General features: G+C 65.5%; 12 protein-coding genes and 4 pseudogenes. 9 read left to right on the forward strand and 7 right to left on the reverse strand.

Features of this window, described 5'->3' with window-relative positions; translation table 11 throughout:
• Positions 1-17: 17 nt before the first annotated feature.
• On the reverse strand, positions 18-1,178 hold the full coding sequence (locus BMX74_RS28415; RefSeq protein ID WP_091103763.1) for an FAD-dependent monooxygenase: 1,161 nt from the start codon (positions 1,176-1,178) through the stop codon (positions 18-20).
• Between the two features lie 94 nt (positions 1,179-1,272).
• Between BMX74_RS28415 and BMX74_RS28420 the strand changes: the two genes are divergently transcribed.
• The 4 genes and pseudogenes from BMX74_RS28420 to BMX74_RS43325 all read left to right on the forward strand — a co-directional run.
• Positions 1,273-1,875, forward strand: coding sequence for a TetR family transcriptional regulator (locus BMX74_RS28420; protein ID WP_091103765.1), 603 nt, complete (start codon positions 1,273-1,275; stop codon positions 1,873-1,875).
• 290 nt (positions 1,876-2,165) lie between these two features.
• Positions 2,166-2,399, forward strand: a complete 234-nt coding sequence (locus tag BMX74_RS28425) for a hypothetical protein (RefSeq protein ID WP_091103766.1) — start codon at positions 2,166-2,168, stop codon at positions 2,397-2,399.
• 396 nt (positions 2,400-2,795) lie between these two features.
• The gene (locus BMX74_RS28430; protein WP_143078790.1) at positions 2,796-2,990 is read left to right on the forward strand and encodes a hypothetical protein; all 195 of its coding nucleotides are present in this window, start codon (positions 2,796-2,798) and stop codon (positions 2,988-2,990) included.
• A gap of 474 nt (positions 2,991-3,464) precedes the next feature.
• Positions 3,465-3,557 (forward strand): annotated as a pseudogene (locus BMX74_RS43325) (IS5/IS1182 family transposase); the annotation flags it as partial.
• 13 nt (positions 3,558-3,570) lie between these two features.
• On the opposite strand, the gene BMX74_RS28435 reads toward BMX74_RS43325, so the two are convergent.
• Entirely contained in the window at positions 3,571-4,134 is a 564-nt protein-coding gene (locus BMX74_RS28435; protein ID WP_091103770.1) for a dihydrofolate reductase family protein, read from the reverse strand.
• A 1,152-nt stretch (positions 4,135-5,286) separates the two neighbouring features.
• Between BMX74_RS28435 and BMX74_RS28440 the strand changes: the two genes are divergently transcribed.
• From BMX74_RS28440 to BMX74_RS28455, 4 genes are all read left to right on the forward strand, one after another.
• Complete coding sequence (locus BMX74_RS28440) at positions 5,287-5,688, forward strand: hypothetical protein (protein WP_218154090.1); 402 nt, start codon at positions 5,287-5,289, stop codon at positions 5,686-5,688.
• Between the two features lie 67 nt (positions 5,689-5,755).
• Positions 5,756-6,124: a hypothetical protein gene (locus tag BMX74_RS28445; RefSeq protein ID WP_143078791.1), complete on the forward strand. Its 369-nt coding sequence runs from the start codon at positions 5,756-5,758 to the stop codon at positions 6,122-6,124.
• Between the two features lie 489 nt (positions 6,125-6,613).
• Positions 6,614-7,159 carry a GNAT family N-acetyltransferase gene (locus BMX74_RS28450; protein ID WP_055504750.1) on the forward strand — a complete coding sequence of 182 codons (546 nt, stop codon included), beginning with the start codon at positions 6,614-6,616 and terminating at the stop codon, positions 7,157-7,159.
• A gap of 960 nt (positions 7,160-8,119) precedes the next feature.
• Positions 8,120-8,485 carry a DUF2809 domain-containing protein gene (locus BMX74_RS28455; RefSeq protein ID WP_091103774.1) on the forward strand — a complete coding sequence of 122 codons (366 nt, stop codon included), beginning with the start codon at positions 8,120-8,122 and terminating at the stop codon, positions 8,483-8,485.
• Positions 8,486-8,574: 89 nt separating this feature from the next.
• Here BMX74_RS28455 and BMX74_RS28460 read toward each other — a convergent pair.
• The 5 genes and pseudogenes from BMX74_RS28460 to BMX74_RS28475 all read right to left on the reverse strand — a co-directional run.
• Positions 8,575-8,976: pseudogene (locus tag BMX74_RS28460) on the reverse strand (transposase family protein); the annotation flags it as partial.
• Positions 8,977-9,234: 258 nt separating this feature from the next.
• Positions 9,235-9,831 carry a hypothetical protein gene (locus tag BMX74_RS28465; protein ID WP_055504747.1) on the reverse strand — a complete coding sequence of 199 codons (597 nt, stop codon included), beginning with the start codon at positions 9,829-9,831 and terminating at the stop codon, positions 9,235-9,237.
• Positions 9,828-10,148: a hypothetical protein gene (locus BMX74_RS43330; protein WP_143078792.1), complete on the reverse strand. Its 321-nt coding sequence runs from the start codon at positions 10,146-10,148 to the stop codon at positions 9,828-9,830. Before BMX74_RS43330 ends, BMX74_RS28465 begins: the two co-directional genes overlap by 4 nt.
• Positions 10,141-14,934, reverse strand: a complete 4,794-nt coding sequence (locus BMX74_RS28470; RefSeq protein WP_091103775.1) for a caspase family protein — start codon at positions 14,932-14,934, stop codon at positions 10,141-10,143. The genes BMX74_RS43330 and BMX74_RS28470 overlap by 8 nt, the downstream gene beginning before the upstream one ends.
• 651 nt (positions 14,935-15,585) lie before the next feature.
• A pseudogene (locus tag BMX74_RS28475) lies at positions 15,586-15,890 on the reverse strand (transposase family protein); the annotation flags it as partial.
• 282 nt (positions 15,891-16,172) lie between these two features.
• Here BMX74_RS28475 and BMX74_RS28480 point away from each other — a divergent pair.
• Positions 16,173-16,382: pseudogene (locus BMX74_RS28480) on the forward strand (hypothetical protein); the annotation flags it as partial.

A 16,382-nucleotide genomic window follows, 5' to 3' on the forward strand; every position in this document is an offset into this window, starting at 1 on the left:
GAGGTGTGCCGTGCGGCTTACCTGTGGTGCATGCGGAGCCGGTTTCCCAGCCAGCGGGTGACAGGGGGCAGGATGCTCAGGCGCAAGGGGAGATCCCGTTTCAGCAGGTCGAGGCGGCTCGCCGGGGCGTGGGATCCGCTGTTGCGGCGGCCCATGGCCTGACGTTCCTCCGCCTCAGGCCGCAGCCCGGCCTCCCATTCGCGCAGGGCAGCCGGCAGGTCGCCGGGGTGCCGCTGGAGGACCGTGCCGAGTTCGTACGCCCCCGCGACGGCCAGTGAGGTGCCGTAGCCGGCGAAGAGGGTGACGCACCAGGCGGCGTCGCCGACCAGCACCACCCGGCCCTCGCTCCAGCGGTCGGCGACGATCTGACTGACGCTGTCGAAGTAGACGCCGTCGGCGGGCAGGCTTCTGATCACCTCGGGAGCGGCCCAGGGGATGTCACGGTAGATGGGCTCCAGCGCCTGGCGCGGTCCCTTGGCCAGTTCGGCGGCCGGGTCAGGGGTGCCGTAGGTGAAGAAGGCGGCCGTACGGCCGGGGCCGAGGTTGGCGATCGTGAACAGGTGACCGATACGGGTGACCGTGGTGAAGGCGCGTTCGGGCGCGCCGTCGGGAAGATGGTCCAGGGTGGTGGCGGCGATGACGTGGCCGAGGTCGCGGCGGAATCCGGCCTCGGGGCCGAAGACGAGGTCGCGTACTTTGGAGTGCAACCCGTCGGCCCCCACCAGCAGGTCGGCTTCGATCGCGGTGCCGTCGTCGAGTTCGACGCGCACGCCGTTCGCGTGCTGCTCCACGGCGGTCAGCGTGGTGCCGAAGGTGATCGGCACCTCGCCGTCCACCTGCTCGAACAGTGCGGCTTCGATGTCGCCGCGCATCAGCGTCAGCCCGCGCTCCCCGAGCAGCGTTCCCACCGTACGGCGCGGGACGGTGAAGCGGTGCCGGCCGTCGGGCTTGAGGTAGGCCATCTCGACGCCGCCGAAGTGGCGGGCGCGCAGCGCGGGCAGGATGTCCATGCGTTCGGCGGCGTCGTAGCCACGTCCGAAGAACGCCACGACGTATCCGCCGGTTCTGCGCGCGCGGGCCTGCTCGATCAGCATCGGTTCCCAGCCGATCTGGCGTAACCGTAGCGCGGTGGCCAGGCCGGCGATCCCCGCGCCGATGATGACGGCTTTACGTGCCATGATCTCGTCCTCCCGTAAGCAATGAGCATGTGCTCATACAGTATGAGCACATGCTCATCCGCGGGTAAAGGTGGCTCGGATAGATTGGCTGGTCATGTCACCGCGTGGTGTTCCGATCCCCGACGTACGGCAGCAGCTCTTCAACGCCGCAGAACGCGTGCTGCTGCGCGATGGCCCGGCCGGGCTGACCGGGCGCGCCATCACCAAGGAGGCCAAATGCGCCACCGGCCTGCTCTACAACCACTTCGCCGACCTGGACGACTTCCTGGCCGCGCTCCTCCTCGACCGCGCCGCCAGGACGGGAACGGCCATGGCCGGCCTGCCCGCGCGGGCGGGCACCGGGAGGGTGGTCGGCAACCTCGTCGACGCCGTCGAGGCGCTGTTCGCGGGGAACCTGCTCGCCCTCGCCGGGCTCGTCATGACCAGGCCGTCCCTCATCCCCCGCATGGGCGAAGCGCTCGCCGGCGGCACCCTGCACGTGGACGCCGGCGAACGCGCCTTCGCCGCCTACCTCCGCGCCGAACAGGAACACGGCCGGATCCGGGCCGAGGCCGATGCCGACTCGCTCGCCCTGGCCCTGGTAGGCGCCGCGCACCAGCTCGTGCTCACCCATGCCCCTGACCCCCGCGAGCGCATGCACAAGGTGATCACGGCCCTGATCTGGGGCGTCGAGCGGCGGCACGATCCGCCTCGATGAGCGCGGGTGAGCTGGCCACGCGCATCGTGCTCTTACACGCCGGGATCATCGGCAGGTCGGACACCGCATCCTTTTCATGAGCCCACCCGGGCGCCACGCGCGCGATCGGCTCGCGAGACTCGGCGAGGCGGATCGACGGCCTCCGAGCGCTTTAGCGCTTTGGGGCCACAGCTTGCCGTGCCGGCGTCGGGGCTGGTCGAGGTCGCCGGCCATTCCAGCGAGAAGCGTTCTTTGACAAGATCTGGATGCAGGGCCGACCCTGCCATCCCTTGCAGCGCGAAGGGCGGCCGATGAAGCTCTCCGATGACCGCATGGCCTGGTTCGTGAGCTGGTTCGTGAGCTGGTTCCTGGTCGCCGCTCCTGTCCTCATCGGCTTGAACATATTGACCCACGAGTGGCGTGACTCCCTGCCGACCGCCCAGCAATCAGTCGTCCTGATTCTTATCGCCGCCGCATCCTGGCTTGCGGGATATGGCGTCAACGTGCTTCTACGCTCCACCCGTCGCCGTGACCGATCACAGTGATGTGCCCGGCAGCAAGACACGCCGATCGCCGTCGTCGCCGTCATCCTGACACCCGTGGCCGTTCCGTGCGGAATGGCCACGGGCGGGGCGCGTCGTCAGCGGGCAGCATACGCCTGCTGATTCGGCAGGGACGGGTGGATGAGCTGCGTCTCCGCGCTGGCGCTGGTAATGGGCCCGCGGCACGGCGACTGGCCGGCCTGTTGACCGAGCAAGCGCGTGAAGATGAGGCCATCACCGTCCTGCGCGTCCCGCCGATGCCGGCGATCGGCCTGCAGCCGAACAGTTGGCGGATCTGCTGACCAAGCAGGAGCGGGTGGATGAGCTGCGCATTCGTGTTGAGGCGGGTGACCGAACGCCGCAGACCGGCCGGCTGATGCTCTAGCACGGGTGGGGCGGGTGGAGGAGGCGGAGCAGGTGCGCCGCTTTGGCCTGATGCTCGACGACGACCCCGGCGTGTGGGGCGCTGACCGGCCCGGTGCACGGCTACGCCAGCGGGCGCTGACCGATGTCTCGGTCGACGGGCGGCGGGTATCGGTACAGGTACGGCGCCTGGCCTGCTGGCATGGGGATGCCCCCGCAGACGTTTCGTGAGCAGGTGCGCGGGCTGCTCGATCGCTACCTGCGTCGAACAAGAAGGCTCACCGGCCAACCCCTTCTGGCCGTCCTCGCCGTCGACGCCCGCACCGCACCATCCCTGCCAGTCATCCTCGTCTCGGCCTTCGCCTACGGTGCCACCTTCATGTGGTGCCACCGGTACGCGGCGGAAACGGGCCGTGTCCTGTGCGCCGCCGCAACCCTCATCGCTGCCCGCCCCGCCCAACAGCCAGGACCACTCGCCTCTGACGTGCCCAACCGCCAATGGGGCCGAATATACGGCGCGTATACCGCCATGTCCCATGCTGAACCCTGAAGCCGATGAGAATCGCGAAGGAGGTAATCAGCATGCGCAAGGACTTCGTCTGGTACTGACCTCTGCCGAGCGGCCGGGTGGCACCCTCTACGGCGTGCCACCCGGCCGTCCCCTGAGGACGGGCTCATGACCACGTTGATCAGGATCCGCGTGAAAAGGCTCTGCGCCGGGTCAACCTCGCTCCCTCGCGCATCGGGAAGATCACCCAGGCAGCGCTCGTCCTGCTTCGTCACGAGCATGACCGGACTGGAGGTCGGGTACTCAGCGCCTGGTCTCGTACCTGGTCAGGAGTACGCCGCCGGGGAACGTCCGGGTCTCCGTCAGGGTCAGGTTCACCCAGTTGTCCAGGGCCGTGAAGAACGGCGTGCCGCTGCCCAGCAAGACCGGTGCGGTGACCAGCACGTACTCGTCGATCAGCCCGGCCCGCGCGGCCGCTGCGGCAAGCGTGGCGCCGCCGATGTCCATGGGGCCACCGTCCTCGGCCTTGAGCCGGGTGATCTCGGTGACCGCGTCGCCGGTGACCAGGCGGGTGTTCCAGTCGACCGCGCTGGTCGTCGAGGAGAACACCACCTTCGGCATGTCCCGCCAGCGGCGGGCGAACTCGACCTCCGCCGGTGTGGCGCCAGGCCGCTGGTCGGCGGTCGGCCAGTGGGAGCTCATCGTCTCCCACAGTCTGCGCCCGTACAGCGCCAGGCCCGTCGCACCCACCCGGTCGGACCACCACTGGAACAGCTCGTCGCTCGGCACGCTCCAACCGAGGTCGTCGCCGGGCGCGGCGATGTAGCCGTCCAGGCTCAGGTTCATGCCGAAGGTCAGTTTCCGCATAGCGTCAGCCTCCTGTGAGTCGGTGCCCGGCGTACAGACCAGCACGGCGCGCAAAATCACCGATCTATGCCGAAGTACCGGAGCAGGTGGGACGGGGCGCGCGAACGAGCGTACGCGCGGGCATGGAGTCCCCGAGGTGGATAACCGACCCTCAGCCCAGACAAGTGGGACAGCCGGGCAGGTCGCGCGCACCAATCTGCCAAATCGGCACCCGACCAGCGGACACGCCGTCAAGATCATTGCACGTGTACTGGCGAGCCACCGACATACGGTCGCTCTCGATGGCATCTGGCTGCGTACCTCAGAAACGCGGTAGAGGCCCCGAAGGGCCTCTGAGCTGCTGTTACTGCTGGTGGCAGGTGCAAGGTTCGAACTTGCGTAGGCTAAGCCGACGGTTTTACAGTCGGTCCCGTCGCAAGCACGCGCTGACGTGGGCACAGGCTTGCGGGAAGCCCCATGTGGCCGCGCATTCGCCGTGATCAAGCTCCAGACGGACCTGAGTAAGAGCTCCTTCCAAATCAAATCCTTGCCTTCACCCGGCGCCACGTAATAGCTGGAGATGCAGGCTGGCCGAGGCGTCGCCCCGGCCTACGAACTCCGCTCGGCCGGGGTCGCGGTCACGCTCGTGGTGCACGAGCACAAGCGGCTCGGGTGCGACCTCGACCCGGCCGCTCTGGCCGAGCAGTTGCGCCGCCAGCATCCACGGAATTCCTCACCGGAGTGCTGCAGGGCTCCCACGACGCGTCCGGCGTGGTGTTCACCGTGCTCACTGCACTGTCGGGGATAGAACGCGAGCACATCCGCGACCGCACACTGGAAAGCCACGAGTCGGCCCGCGTCCGGGACGGCCATCGGCGACGCCGCTGTGACCGACGAGGCCATGCTGTCTATGGCCCTGCACCTGCGTGGCCAGAACCTCAGCCTGCGCGACCTCGTCCCTCGCCTTGTCATCACCAAAGGCAAGAAGAAGGGCCGGCCCCCTTCCCCGGCCACCGTCTTGCGCATGCTTCGCGACCACGAGGAGGCGAACGCCAGCGCCCTCAGCGTAGGCCGCGGGACGCGGTCGCCGGCATCACCGTGCTCCTCCACGCACAACCCCTCACCCGGGTCGTCCAGCTCACGGTCGATGACCTGTTCCGCGATGGAGAAGACGTGTTCCTGCGCCTCGCGGCACCACCCTCGCCCGTCCCCGGGCCGGTCGCCGCCCTGCTACTGGACTACATTGCGGCACGCAACAACATGAACACCGCTACCAACCGCGCCTCCCGCTCGCTGTTCCCTGGCCGCCGAGCAGGCCAGCCCTGCCGTCCCGACCATCTATCCGCCATCCTCAACGAGATCGGCATTCCGGCGACCGCCGCCCGCGGGGCAGCCATCCGGCAACAACTCCTGGAAATGCCTGCCCCGTCGTCACCGACGCCCTCAGCTACCACGACAAGACCACCGTCCGCCTCCTACGAGAAGGCGGCGGAGGCTGGAGCCGCCATGCCGGCGGGGAACACGGAACATCATCAAGAGGCCCTATGGGAACGACAATTCGCGACAGTTGAATAGGCGAGCTCACCAGTACCGAAACGGCTAGACTTGGCGCCTCGAAGAATTGGCCATCGGGGGTGTGTACGTGGCGGGCGACGACAGCGGAAACAGCCATGAACCCAGCGAACATCTGGATTCGATCTGGGGCTTCCTAGGATTGGCCGCCGGGCTGGCGACATGCATGAAACTCGTGCACGCCTTCGGATTTGACGGCGATGATGAAGTGCCGTCCGGCTCCCTCATCCCCGTAACAGTCCTGGGATTAGCCCTGACCTTGGGCCCTATGATCATTGCGCAGTCCATCTCCGAGCGGCTACGCAGTGAGGTAAAGCGGGGAAAGATTTCTTATGCGACGTACTGGACAACCTTGATCGGTGTCGCCGGAGCTGTATTTTCACTCCTGGGCATCGCGAACATCGATGAGTATGTTCAAGTGTGGAAGAATTTTCTGTAGCCAACAGGGGTGGTCAACCGTCGGCCGATGCCGGTTTGGGGGTCGGGGGCAACGGACCGAGAACCAGCGCCAACGGCCTTGCCACAGATGACGGGGCCGCTCCAAGCAAGCCAGACCGGGCGTAGTCGCAGCTCAGTGTGAGCAGTACGCAGATGACTCTCTATTACCTGTGGCACCGCTGATCACGACCTGCGGCGACCTACCGCCAGCCGTACGCGAAGCGGCCCTGTTATCTGCGGCAGGGAGATGCCGTGCCCGTCGTGACGCTGCTGCCGAGTGGGCAAGGGCTGACGGTCCGCGCCGCGGCCGATGCCTTATCGACCCCGGAGAAGGCGGCGGAGGCTGGAGCCGCTACGCCGGCGGGGAACACGGAACGTCATCAAGAGGCCCTATGGGAACGACGACTCGCGACAGTTGAATAGGCGAGCTCACCAGTATCGTGCCCCGTCACCGTCCGAGGTTGACCAGCCTTGGGTTAGGTTGGTCGGGATGAGGACGTATGAGGATCTGCCGGCGGAGCTGGTGACCGAGCGGCTGCGGTTGCGACGGTGGGTGCCGTCGGATGCAGAGGAGTTCCGCGGGTTGTGGCTTGAGCGGGACCCGCGAGTGCCGGCGGCCCGGCGGATCGACGCCGAGGGACGCCCGACGGTCGAGGACGTCCGCGGCTGGCTCCTTGACAATCCGCTGACGGCGGCTCCTGGGCTCGGGTTGCTAGCCATAGAGCTGCGCGACACCGGTGAGTTCATCGGGTATTGCGGATTGACCGTCGGCCAGGGATCGTTCGACGAACCTGAGATCGCGTACGAGCTGGCACAACGAGCTCACGGCCATGGTTATGCGACAGAAGCCGCCCGTGCGGTCTTGGAAGCCGCGATTCAAACAGGGCGTCGCCGCCTGTGGGCCACTGTGCGGGAGTGGAACACACCCTCGTTCCGCGTCCTTGAGAAACTCGGCTTCCACCGAAGCGACCGCATCGACGAGGACGTCGAACACGGTAACTCGATCTGGATGACGCGCGTACTCGACCCGCGGTAGAGACACGAGCATCAGCCATCAGATCGCGCAGCCCGCAAGTGGCCGCCGCCGAAGGCCTCGACGGGACGCAACCGATGACCGATAGCCCCGAGAGCGGCAGCGGGCCTGCAAGAGTAGCCCTACACCTGTATGCCAGGCCGTTGCACCGCCCCCTCCTATGCCGCGAGGTAGAGTGCCAAATGGATGAACATGTTCACGCGGTGAACTTGTTCATGTCGGTCCCCTTCGGGAGCTGACAGCAGAGAACCCCGGGTCCAGATCGCGATTCAAGCCCGGGGCCCTCCTCAGCTTGCGTTCCTCGGCGCGCATCACCTTGATGTAGCGGTCGGGACCATCCCCACGTGCGCGGAGAGCACACCTGCTCGGCGCGCCGGATGGCGCGCTCCTCGGGACCATCATGAGGGCCGGCGACCAGATCGTGCTCCCCGCGCCCGCGGGGATGGTCTGTGCACGGTCAGCAATTTCGCCAGGTGAGCGGCCAGCATGATCCAGGCTGGCGGCCCTGGAATTTCCAGGCTGACGGTCATGCGGCGTCCGGGTGGGCGGACAGGCCAGGGTGGTTTCGACGGAGTGAGGTGGAACCTACCCGGCGGAAGTGGTTGGGCATTTGGATGACACGCCGGACAACATCGTGCTCCGGGGCGGAGCCGAGGAGCGGGGTGGTGGCCGGGCGAGGATGTGGGATGAGGGCATCGGCGATGAGATCAAGCGGCGCGAGGCCTGGCTGGATCGGCCATGGCGCGGTCATCGAGACGGTGCTGAGCGCACCGTAACCCCCTGTTTCACCTGGTCGCGTCTCATTTCGGATAGATCATCACTACGTTCCAGCGTGCTGGCATGCCGTCGCCATGGCACTCCACCGCGGTCGCCGACCCGACGCAATGAGCATGCCGCCATAGGCGACGAGCTCTATGATCAGGTTCGTCCTGATCGTTGAGATTCGGAGAAGATGTCAATCTCATGCGCCGCGCCATGGTCCTTCTGGGTGGCGTCGCCCTCGCCATCGGCGCGTTCGTCCTCTTCTACCGGGGCCCGGGACAACCGTTCATCCGCGGCTACGTGAGCGACGTCAGCGCCACCATGCTGGTCTACGCGTTCCTGGGGCTGCTGTGGCGCACCACCGCCGCACGCCGCACCCTGGCCACGGCCGCGATCGCCGCCGCCGTCGAATTCTACCAAATAGTCGGCATGACCCCGCCGGGCATCGGCGGTGTCCTGGTCGGCGCGTTCCCCGACCCATGGGACCTAGTCGCCTATGCCATCGGTGCGGTCGCGGCCCTGGCCTGGGAACGCCGATTGGTCCGATCCGATGATCAGACCGGCTGACTCTCGAACGCCACCCCACCGGCACGCTGACGGTACGGATGCCCCCACAGCGGCGAGGTCATCGGGTTCGTCCTGCGCGGCGGCCAGCCCACCTGGATGTTCATCCCGTGCACGCGGTGCTTGCCGGAGAAGTACGGCCGGTCGGCGGCGACCCGGTCGGTGCGGATCAAAGTGCCGTCCAGCACCAGGTAATGCACTCCACCCCGGCGGGCCTTGCGCAGCGCCTGCCCGAGCTTGGGCGAACGCGCCGACAGCAGCATCACGGTCTCCTCGACATACCGCCAGGCGGTCGCGGTGGAGATACCGAACCCGGCCCCGAGTTCAGTGAACGTCTCGCCCTTGCGCAGGTGAACCAGCACCAGCAGGGCCTGCTGTCCCGGGTTGAGCAGCCGCCAGGCCGACTTGATCGCCTTACGGTGCCGGCGGATCACTCCGGCAACGTAGTTCAGCGTTGAACGCGACAAATCGACGGCAGCACGATAGAACAGCATCCGAGGCCCCTGGTTGTGACGGATCTGCTTGTGGTGATCAATCCATCTACCAGGGGTTTCTTGCGTCGTCAGGCGATCGCCAAGCTCGCGATCACGCTGTGACCAGCGCCCTGCCGTCAAGGGATGAAAAAGCCTCAGTGTTGCAGTGCTCCACCCGTGTACGCGAAGTGTGTGCATGAACAAGACCGGGAGACCATGCAGCGCATCTGGGAGGCGACGCGATCGTGATATCGCCAAGCAACCATGGCCACATATACCTTAGGCGGGGCAGACGGGCACTGGCCTGATCCGCGTAATGGCCTTCAACGCGATGATCTGATGGCCTGTACCAGCCTTAATGATCAGACCGCCACCTGCGGTGTCAACGAGCAAGCCACACAAGTGGCCGCTGACCGATTCCACCACGACCAGCGAGGCGTCACGCGTGGCCCTCGGACCGAGCCATGACATACCGAGCGCAAGTGCGACCACCGCTACCCCGGACACGGTAAGCACCCGCGCTTTTGAGATAGCATCCTGGACTCGTTCGACCTCACCACGCGTCCAGTCGCGCAGGTCCTCACCGGTGAGCAACGTCTGGTCCGACGGGGAGCCGGAAGCGGCGCTCACTGCAGTCAGGGTCGCCCAGATCAGCAGCCCCAGTGCGACGACGAGGAACAGCGGAACAAGCCAGACGAATGGGTGTGCCAACGCATCAACGGTTTCCTTGCCTTTCACGACGAGCACCGCCGCCAGGAGGGCCGTGATTCCGGCAAGCCCGGTTCTCCAGCTCTCTGCTTGCTTTCTGGCGATTTCCAGCTGCTCGAAACGCAACTGCTGGGCACGCTGCGCCCAGCGCCACAGGTCGACGCTCACGAGGGCAGCTCCACCTGCCAGTACGCACCGCAGCCGAGATCCCAGGCGGTGTCCGGGCGGTTCGGGTGCATGTATCCGCACTCGCAGTAAACAGTACGCGGACCGCGGGGTTTGGCCTTCTCCTGACGCTTGAACACGCCCTTGCCCCCCGCTAGTCCGTACGTCCAAGGGGAGGCAGTCGTGCCGAGACAGGCTGGGCACGTTCCCACGACTTCCAAGTCGCCTGCTGCCGCTTCGGTTACGATGAACCCCTTCTCCTGCAGGCCGCGGTCAGCGAGCTGGTAGTCGATGGGTTGATGACTTTCGATGTCAGGCAAGAAACTCCTCCTCTGGAAGGGCTATACGGAACAGGGCCGTGTAGGGACGCAGGCGGTCGCGGATCTGGGCAGGGGATTCTTCGAGTTGCTCAGCTGCCTGGGCCAAGTGAAGCCTGGTAACCGTGACACCGATAGCGGGGGCATGGCCGTCGAGATGCACCGTGAGCGCGAGAAGGTCCTGCCATTGCACGAGCACGTCAGGACAAGCACCGGCGGGGTACTCCAGCGTCAGTCCCAACGGTTCCAATCTGCGTAGGCGCTCGTCGGCCTTCGAAACCGGCCAGCCATACCGTCCGGCGATCCGCACCAGGTCAAGCGCGGTCACCCTCCGAAGGGTCGGAGCTTCAGTGAGGTCATCGCTGGTCGTGACTAGCAGGTACGCATCGTAGACGTCGGGGTAGTAGTGGTTCATACTGTCCATCGCCGCCTCGTCCAGGACGGGGACAGGCGCGCCGAGCCCTTGATAGGGAACCAGCGCCTTGAGAAACTCGCCCAATGTCTGACCAGCGTCAAGTGCACCCCAGACAATCTCACCGGGGGCCAGGTGCCAGACCGATTCCAGCCGTCGTGGCCATCGATCACCTGCTAATGCGTAGCCCAGCTCATCGGTCGGGATCAGCATGGACTCCTCACACTTCACGGGAGGAAGTCGGATCCCTGGAAAGACGGACAGCACATGCTCGCGCGTCTCGGCGACAGAACAGTAGAGAAGCCAAGCCACCCGGAACAGCTGAACGGACGTGATGGCCTCGGCCCTGACGAAAGGCACAAGCGAGCGAGCCGCCGCAACCAGGCGCGCTTCCCTGTTTCCCCGGCCGCACAAAACCCATAACAGCTCTGTGATCGTCGACGCGCTCTCGCACAACACGAGGCGCCCATACCTGCCGGCATGCCTCAAATCACCTTCGATCAGCTCCAGTTCAGCCTCGCCGGGTGCGATATCGGGCAGCCCGGCGAGGTCGGGCAACGACAACAGACCGGTTTCAGCAAGCCTCGCCAGTCTCGCGTGCGCCTCGTGCACAGTGGTGCCTCCTCGGGCGGCGATCACCACGAGATGTAGTGGGTCGAGTTTCAGGCCCACGTACTCCACAAGGCGCAACGCTTCGACTTCCAGCAGAGTCAGCTGCTCGGGGTAGCGGCCGCGTCCGGCGACCTCAACGCCCAGTGGCCGGAGTCTGTCGCACATGAGTAGAGCCTGATCCACGGTTCTGCCCGTGCCTGCGGCGATCTCGACCAGCAGGGCGGGGGACAGGGCCATGTCGCCCTCTGACTCCTGCCAAGTGGGCCGCCAGGTAAGCAGGGTGTCAGCCGCTGTGCAGGTGTAGTCGGCAAGCGGCCCGAGCTCCAGCTCTGGTGGGGCCCAATTCTCAGGTGCCAGGGCAGCCGCTCGGATAAGCACCTGGCCGAGCGGCTGATCCATTTCATTGGACGCCCTCGCTAGTAGGTGAGCGATGTACTGTTGCGGAGGTTCGCCCAAGGGAGACCAGGCAGCTAAAGCCCAGAGCAGGGGACGTTTCTTGTCATCGAAGATGTGCTTGACGGGCGGGACATCACGCGCCGCCGTAATGTTAAGTCCCGTAATCGCATAGCGCCGTAGACGCTTTATCCGTGTCGCGACATCCTCATCCTCGTCAGCGAGCGCTTCGACGAGCTCACGGATCCCAGGAGGGACATCCGAGCGAAACACATCCAACCGCGTAAGCAGGTCCGCGTCAATGGGGCCCACCACAGGGAAGCCGGTAGGATCCTCGGTTGGCGCCTTGATACGCGTACCGGTGGGACGAGTGCCTGTGTGACGAACCCACACACCGACCCGCCATGCGGCAAACCATCGGGCGTGGACCATTCCAGAGCGCAGTGGGTCGAGCAGCCGTTCGTCTCCTGGCAGGCAACCCAGCGCCGGTGAACGGGCGACAGCGCCACCAGCCAGCGCGCCCCCTACAGGAAGTTGCCCACCAGTTCGGACAATGTGATCGAAGATACGCTGGGCCACATGCGGGGCCGACTCTGTCACCTCCCATAACCACGTCAGTGTGAGCCCTGGCCAGGACATCAAGATGGGGAGCGAGCGCTCGATTTCTGTCTCCACCCACTTCTTGTCCCACTTACTCAACTCCTTGCGGCTCACACTGAATTGGGGCCGTCTCATGTCCCTTAGATTCACTACCAGGCCGAAGATCTCCTCGTTCGTACGGATGCCGTCAGCCATCAATCCCCCTTCCCCCGACACCCACCAAAGATCGTGCCCGTATCGCAGCGACTTCACCGTCTCATCCTGGTAGCGCAGTTCCCCCGGTTCCCACGTTTCAGCGCCTACCCCGTCTTCGGCTGCTTCGACCGCGTACTCTGCCACCCACAACAACTGCCGCAACGTACGCAGCACCGAGATGTCCTCGTCACCCGTCAAATAAAGGCGCACCATCGTGCCGCCCTCCGGCATCCCCGACGCTGACGGGGTGATCTGAAGCAGGCTGCCGCTGCTGGCAATATGCACGTGATAGGCCTGCTGCGACACGATCCCGTTCCTTCCGACCGGCCGGGTGACTACGGTGAGCTCGTCGGCCAGCATGAAGTAGCTGAACACCCCGACCCCGAACTGACTGTTGGACACCATTCTGAGAGGCGGGACGACGCTCTGCCAGTCGGCCTGCTCTGCGCGGTAATCCTGCCGATACACAAAGCGCTCTCCCGCGCTGGCGAATACGTGCAGAAGAGTTTCAGGGTCCATGCCGACACCATTGTCACTGCACTCGATATACGGGCGGCCCTCGTCCACGCCCTGGTGGAACATGATGCGTCCCTGCCAAGCCCCCGACGGCACCTTCTTTGAGCGCAAGAAGTCGATCCTGGTGCGTCGGTAACGACAGGCATCCAGCGCGTTTTGGTAGACCTCTCGGATGGCCATCGCCGGATCGTCGTAGAGCTGGCGCCCCATCAGCAGTTCGCGGACCTTTTCCTCCGCCAGTCGGAACGTAGTGACCGGCGTGGCGTAGGCAGGCTCCTCACCGCGTTGCTCTGGCCGCAGGCCCTCGGCGGTGACCCGTTCTGGTAGCGCTTTGACCACTTCCTGCGCCATCGGGAGGCACACGCGTGCGGTTTCCAACGCCTTGGTCGCCCGGTCGGCCAGGTCCTGCATAGCTAGGTGGAGCGCTGGATGATCGCAGATAAAGTGCAGATCGAGCCGGTCCTCGGATCGTCTCCAGTCGAGACGCTCCGCCGCCAACTTGACGGTCGCTACCGGCAGTTCGAGTCGCGTGCCGAGGTGGTCGGCGATGACCGAGGGCATACGACGGGCGTCGGCCGCCAGCAGTCCAGCCAGCCACGCCACCACTGAGAGCCCACGCCAGCGATCGCCTACGTAGACCTTCCCGAGCTGTTCCTGCACCTGGTGGTCTACTGGGTCGGCACCGACCGTTCGCACAATGGCCTCAACCAGTTTGACCAGTTCGCCTGATGTGGTGGCTGAGCAGAGACCGTCGAGCAGGGAAGCCGCTTCGTGGTAGGCCCGTTTTGCGTCGGGGCCACGCCAGAGCGACGATCCCGCCGCCAGCCACTGGTGGACCAACCACATCGCCAGCGCGTCCCTGGCCTCATTCTCGCCCCGTGCTGTCAATCCCTCAGCGCGTTGCACCAAATGCTGGTGCATCTCATGGGTCACTTCGAGGTCGCTGCGCGGGCCACTGATGTATGTCCGCTCAAAGGCGGTAGGGGCGATGCGCGCAGCCTGCCGTACCCCTTCCGCGATGACGCGCTCGCGCAAGAACGGTGCGGACACCAGCATGGCAACCTCGGCTAGCGATAGCTCCACAGATTCCGCCAACAGAAGCGGGACCCGATCGAGGACGCGGACCGGATAGTTCTGGTCGGTCCACGGGTCGTTGATGCCGGCGCATTTCATTAGTTCGGTCCTGGCCTCGCCGCACCGGCGCGCGCACTTGTCCACGATGTCCTTTACTGCGTCGCGGACCGCAGAGACATCACGGAGGTCCGTGTGCGCGCGGTTCCACAATCGCGTCGACTCCACCGCCCTGCGCCAGGCGACGGTCAACTCGTCGCCGTCGCACACCATTACATCCGCCGCGGGCAAAGTGGTTCCCGCGAAGTGCGCTTCGGGCTCCTGCCTGTTGTTGTCATGGCCCATGCCGGATTTGCGGGCCATCTGCCGCTGTACATCATCCAAGACCTGCTGCAACGTACGCGCTGGATTGCGGCGGTCGAGCGTCTGGGCTAGCGCCTGGGAGAAATAGCTTCCGGACTCCCCATAGAGGCAGCGTTGCCCTGCCCTGCAACCGGTGACCACAATGAAGTCGCCGCCATGCAGGAAGGGCAACATGCCGCCGTGCACGCCGGTTGCGTGCGGCTGGGCGGGATCGTCCCTACACGCGTCAACGAAGAAGACGACGAGCTTGGCGCGGCAATTCTGTAGCTGAGGGATGACTGGGACGAGATCCTCGACAGCGGGAGCGGCCGCCCCAAAGTCGCGGTCGGCGTCGCTGGGGACCAGGTAGTCGGTGCCGTTGACGGTTATGCCATGCCCAGAGAAGTACAGGAGCAAGACGCCACCGTCAGGGACCGTCTCGCATGCACGCTTGATGCGATTCCTGATGCGGTTGCTGGTGGGCTCTTCTAGCCCTTCCACCCCGAACACCTCGACGTTGGCGTACCCGGACTGGTCGAGCGCCTGCCGCATGGCGCGTACGTCCATTCTGACGATGTCGCCGATGTCGGAGAACGCCGAGTCGTCGCATCGGGGGACGCCGATCAGAAGGGCATGGCGCTCCGTCATACGGATACCTTGCCACGCCGATTCGGCACTATACGAGAAAATATAGATAATGGCTTGACGTAGAGGGGGAGCACATAATTTCGGTCGTGGGAAAATCTGGCTTCGGCACAGGTTTTAATCTTAGATAGGGCAACGCGTTGGTGCTGCCCTTACGGCTCATGAGCGCTTGGCAGCGAGCGGCAGGAATATGAGCCGAAGGGCGTTCACAAAGCTGGGCAAGCATCTGTCGGGCACGTTCTGCTTCTAGGTAGCGGATTGTGCCGCTACTACGGCCCAGACAACCGGGGTGTTGTCGCCGCCCGAGGGCTAATTACGCCGGTGGTGTAGGTCTCTAGGAAGAACAGCGAGGGTGCCGCCCTTGGCTGCTGTGAGTCCAGCCGCGGCCAGACTGCGGCCCCTAGGGTGGTTTTGACCTCTTCGAGGGCCGTGGTCCTGGGGTGTGCTGTCGATCAGCCCCGTACCGCAGCCGCCTCCTTGGGTCTGGGAGCAGTCGCGCCATAACCGAGGGTGTTGCGCAACAGCAACACCCACCGCGCTGTGATCATAGGGCAAACCGACTCGGGGGTGAGACGGAGGGCGCTGACATGTAAGCAGCAGCTTGCACAGCGCTGTGTCCTACCCGAGAGTGAACTACTGTCGAGTGAGCACTTTTCATCCTGAATAGCGACCTTCTTCGATGAGCTGCAGGACGAGGATGGCTGCACGATCGTGGTGGTGCGGTGCGGGCAGCAGCGCAGCCGGGTCAGGACCTTCCAGGTCTTCAAGGTGGCAACGGCGCGTTCCCCGCAGGCGCGGATGCGAGCGTGGGCGCGGTTGACCGAGCGCTGATGGCGCGACAGGGGCGGCCGCAGACGATGGCCTTTGAACGGCGTGCGGATGCTGCCGCCCGCGCCTTGGTATCCCTTGTCGGCGAAGGTCTTAATCCCTGTGGCGGTCAGCGCGTCGATGAGACCGAGGGCCCCGCCCCGGGCCCGCTGCAGGCGGTCAAGGACGTCTTCGACGGGGCGAGATCAACACCTTCCGCTTCCCCACCGGCCTGGCCGACTACCTCACCAAGGTGTTCTACGAGCTCGACGACCAGCTGGTCTTCGGCACGATCAGCGCCAGGGAGTTCGTCGACAAGATGGTCAGCCAGACCGCGGCGTACTGGCGCTCGAAGAACTGACCGCACCCCCGGTGGCGGGCCGGCCGTCACGGCCGGCCCGGACCCCCTGAAGAAAGGCGTCAGCGTGACCACCATGCCCGCAGTCGCTTCCCCCGTGCCGGAGACCGCCTCCCGCCGCAGCCGGCGCCTGCGCCTGTCGCCGCTGGAGCGGTCACGCCGGCGGCTGTTCGTCCCGTTCGTGTACCCGGCGCTGGTCGTCTACGCCGCCGTCATGGTGGCGCCGACGGTGTTCACGCTGTGGATCAGCCTCAACCACTGGGCCGGCGCGGGCCCCATGCAGTGG

It is taken from the genome of Nonomuraea pusilla, from assembly GCF_900109355.1.
GTDB classification, from domain to species: Bacteria; Actinomycetota; Actinomycetes; order Streptosporangiales; family Streptosporangiaceae; genus Nonomuraea; species Nonomuraea pusilla.

Coding starts and splice junctions, on each gene's coding strand:
- BMX74_RS28415 (WP_091103763.1), bottom strand. CDS start 1,178: ATGGCACGTAAAGCCGTCATCATCGGCGCGGGGATCGCCGGCCTGGCC.
- BMX74_RS28420 (WP_091103765.1), top strand. CDS start 1,273: ATGTCACCGCGTGGTGTTCCGATCCCCGACGTACGGCAGCAGCTCTTC.
- BMX74_RS28425 (WP_091103766.1), top strand. CDS start 2,166: ATGAAGCTCTCCGATGACCGCATGGCCTGGTTCGTGAGCTGGTTCGTG.
- BMX74_RS28435 (WP_091103770.1), bottom strand. CDS start 4,134: ATGCGGAAACTGACCTTCGGCATGAACCTGAGCCTGGACGGCTACATC.
- BMX74_RS28450 (WP_055504750.1), top strand. CDS start 6,614: ATGAGGACGTATGAGGATCTGCCGGCGGAGCTGGTGACCGAGCGGCTG.
- BMX74_RS28455 (WP_091103774.1), top strand. CDS start 8,120: ATGCGCCGCGCCATGGTCCTTCTGGGTGGCGTCGCCCTCGCCATCGGC.
- BMX74_RS28470 (WP_091103775.1), bottom strand. CDS start 14,934: ATGACGGAGCGCCATGCCCTTCTGATCGGCGTCCCCCGATGCGACGAC.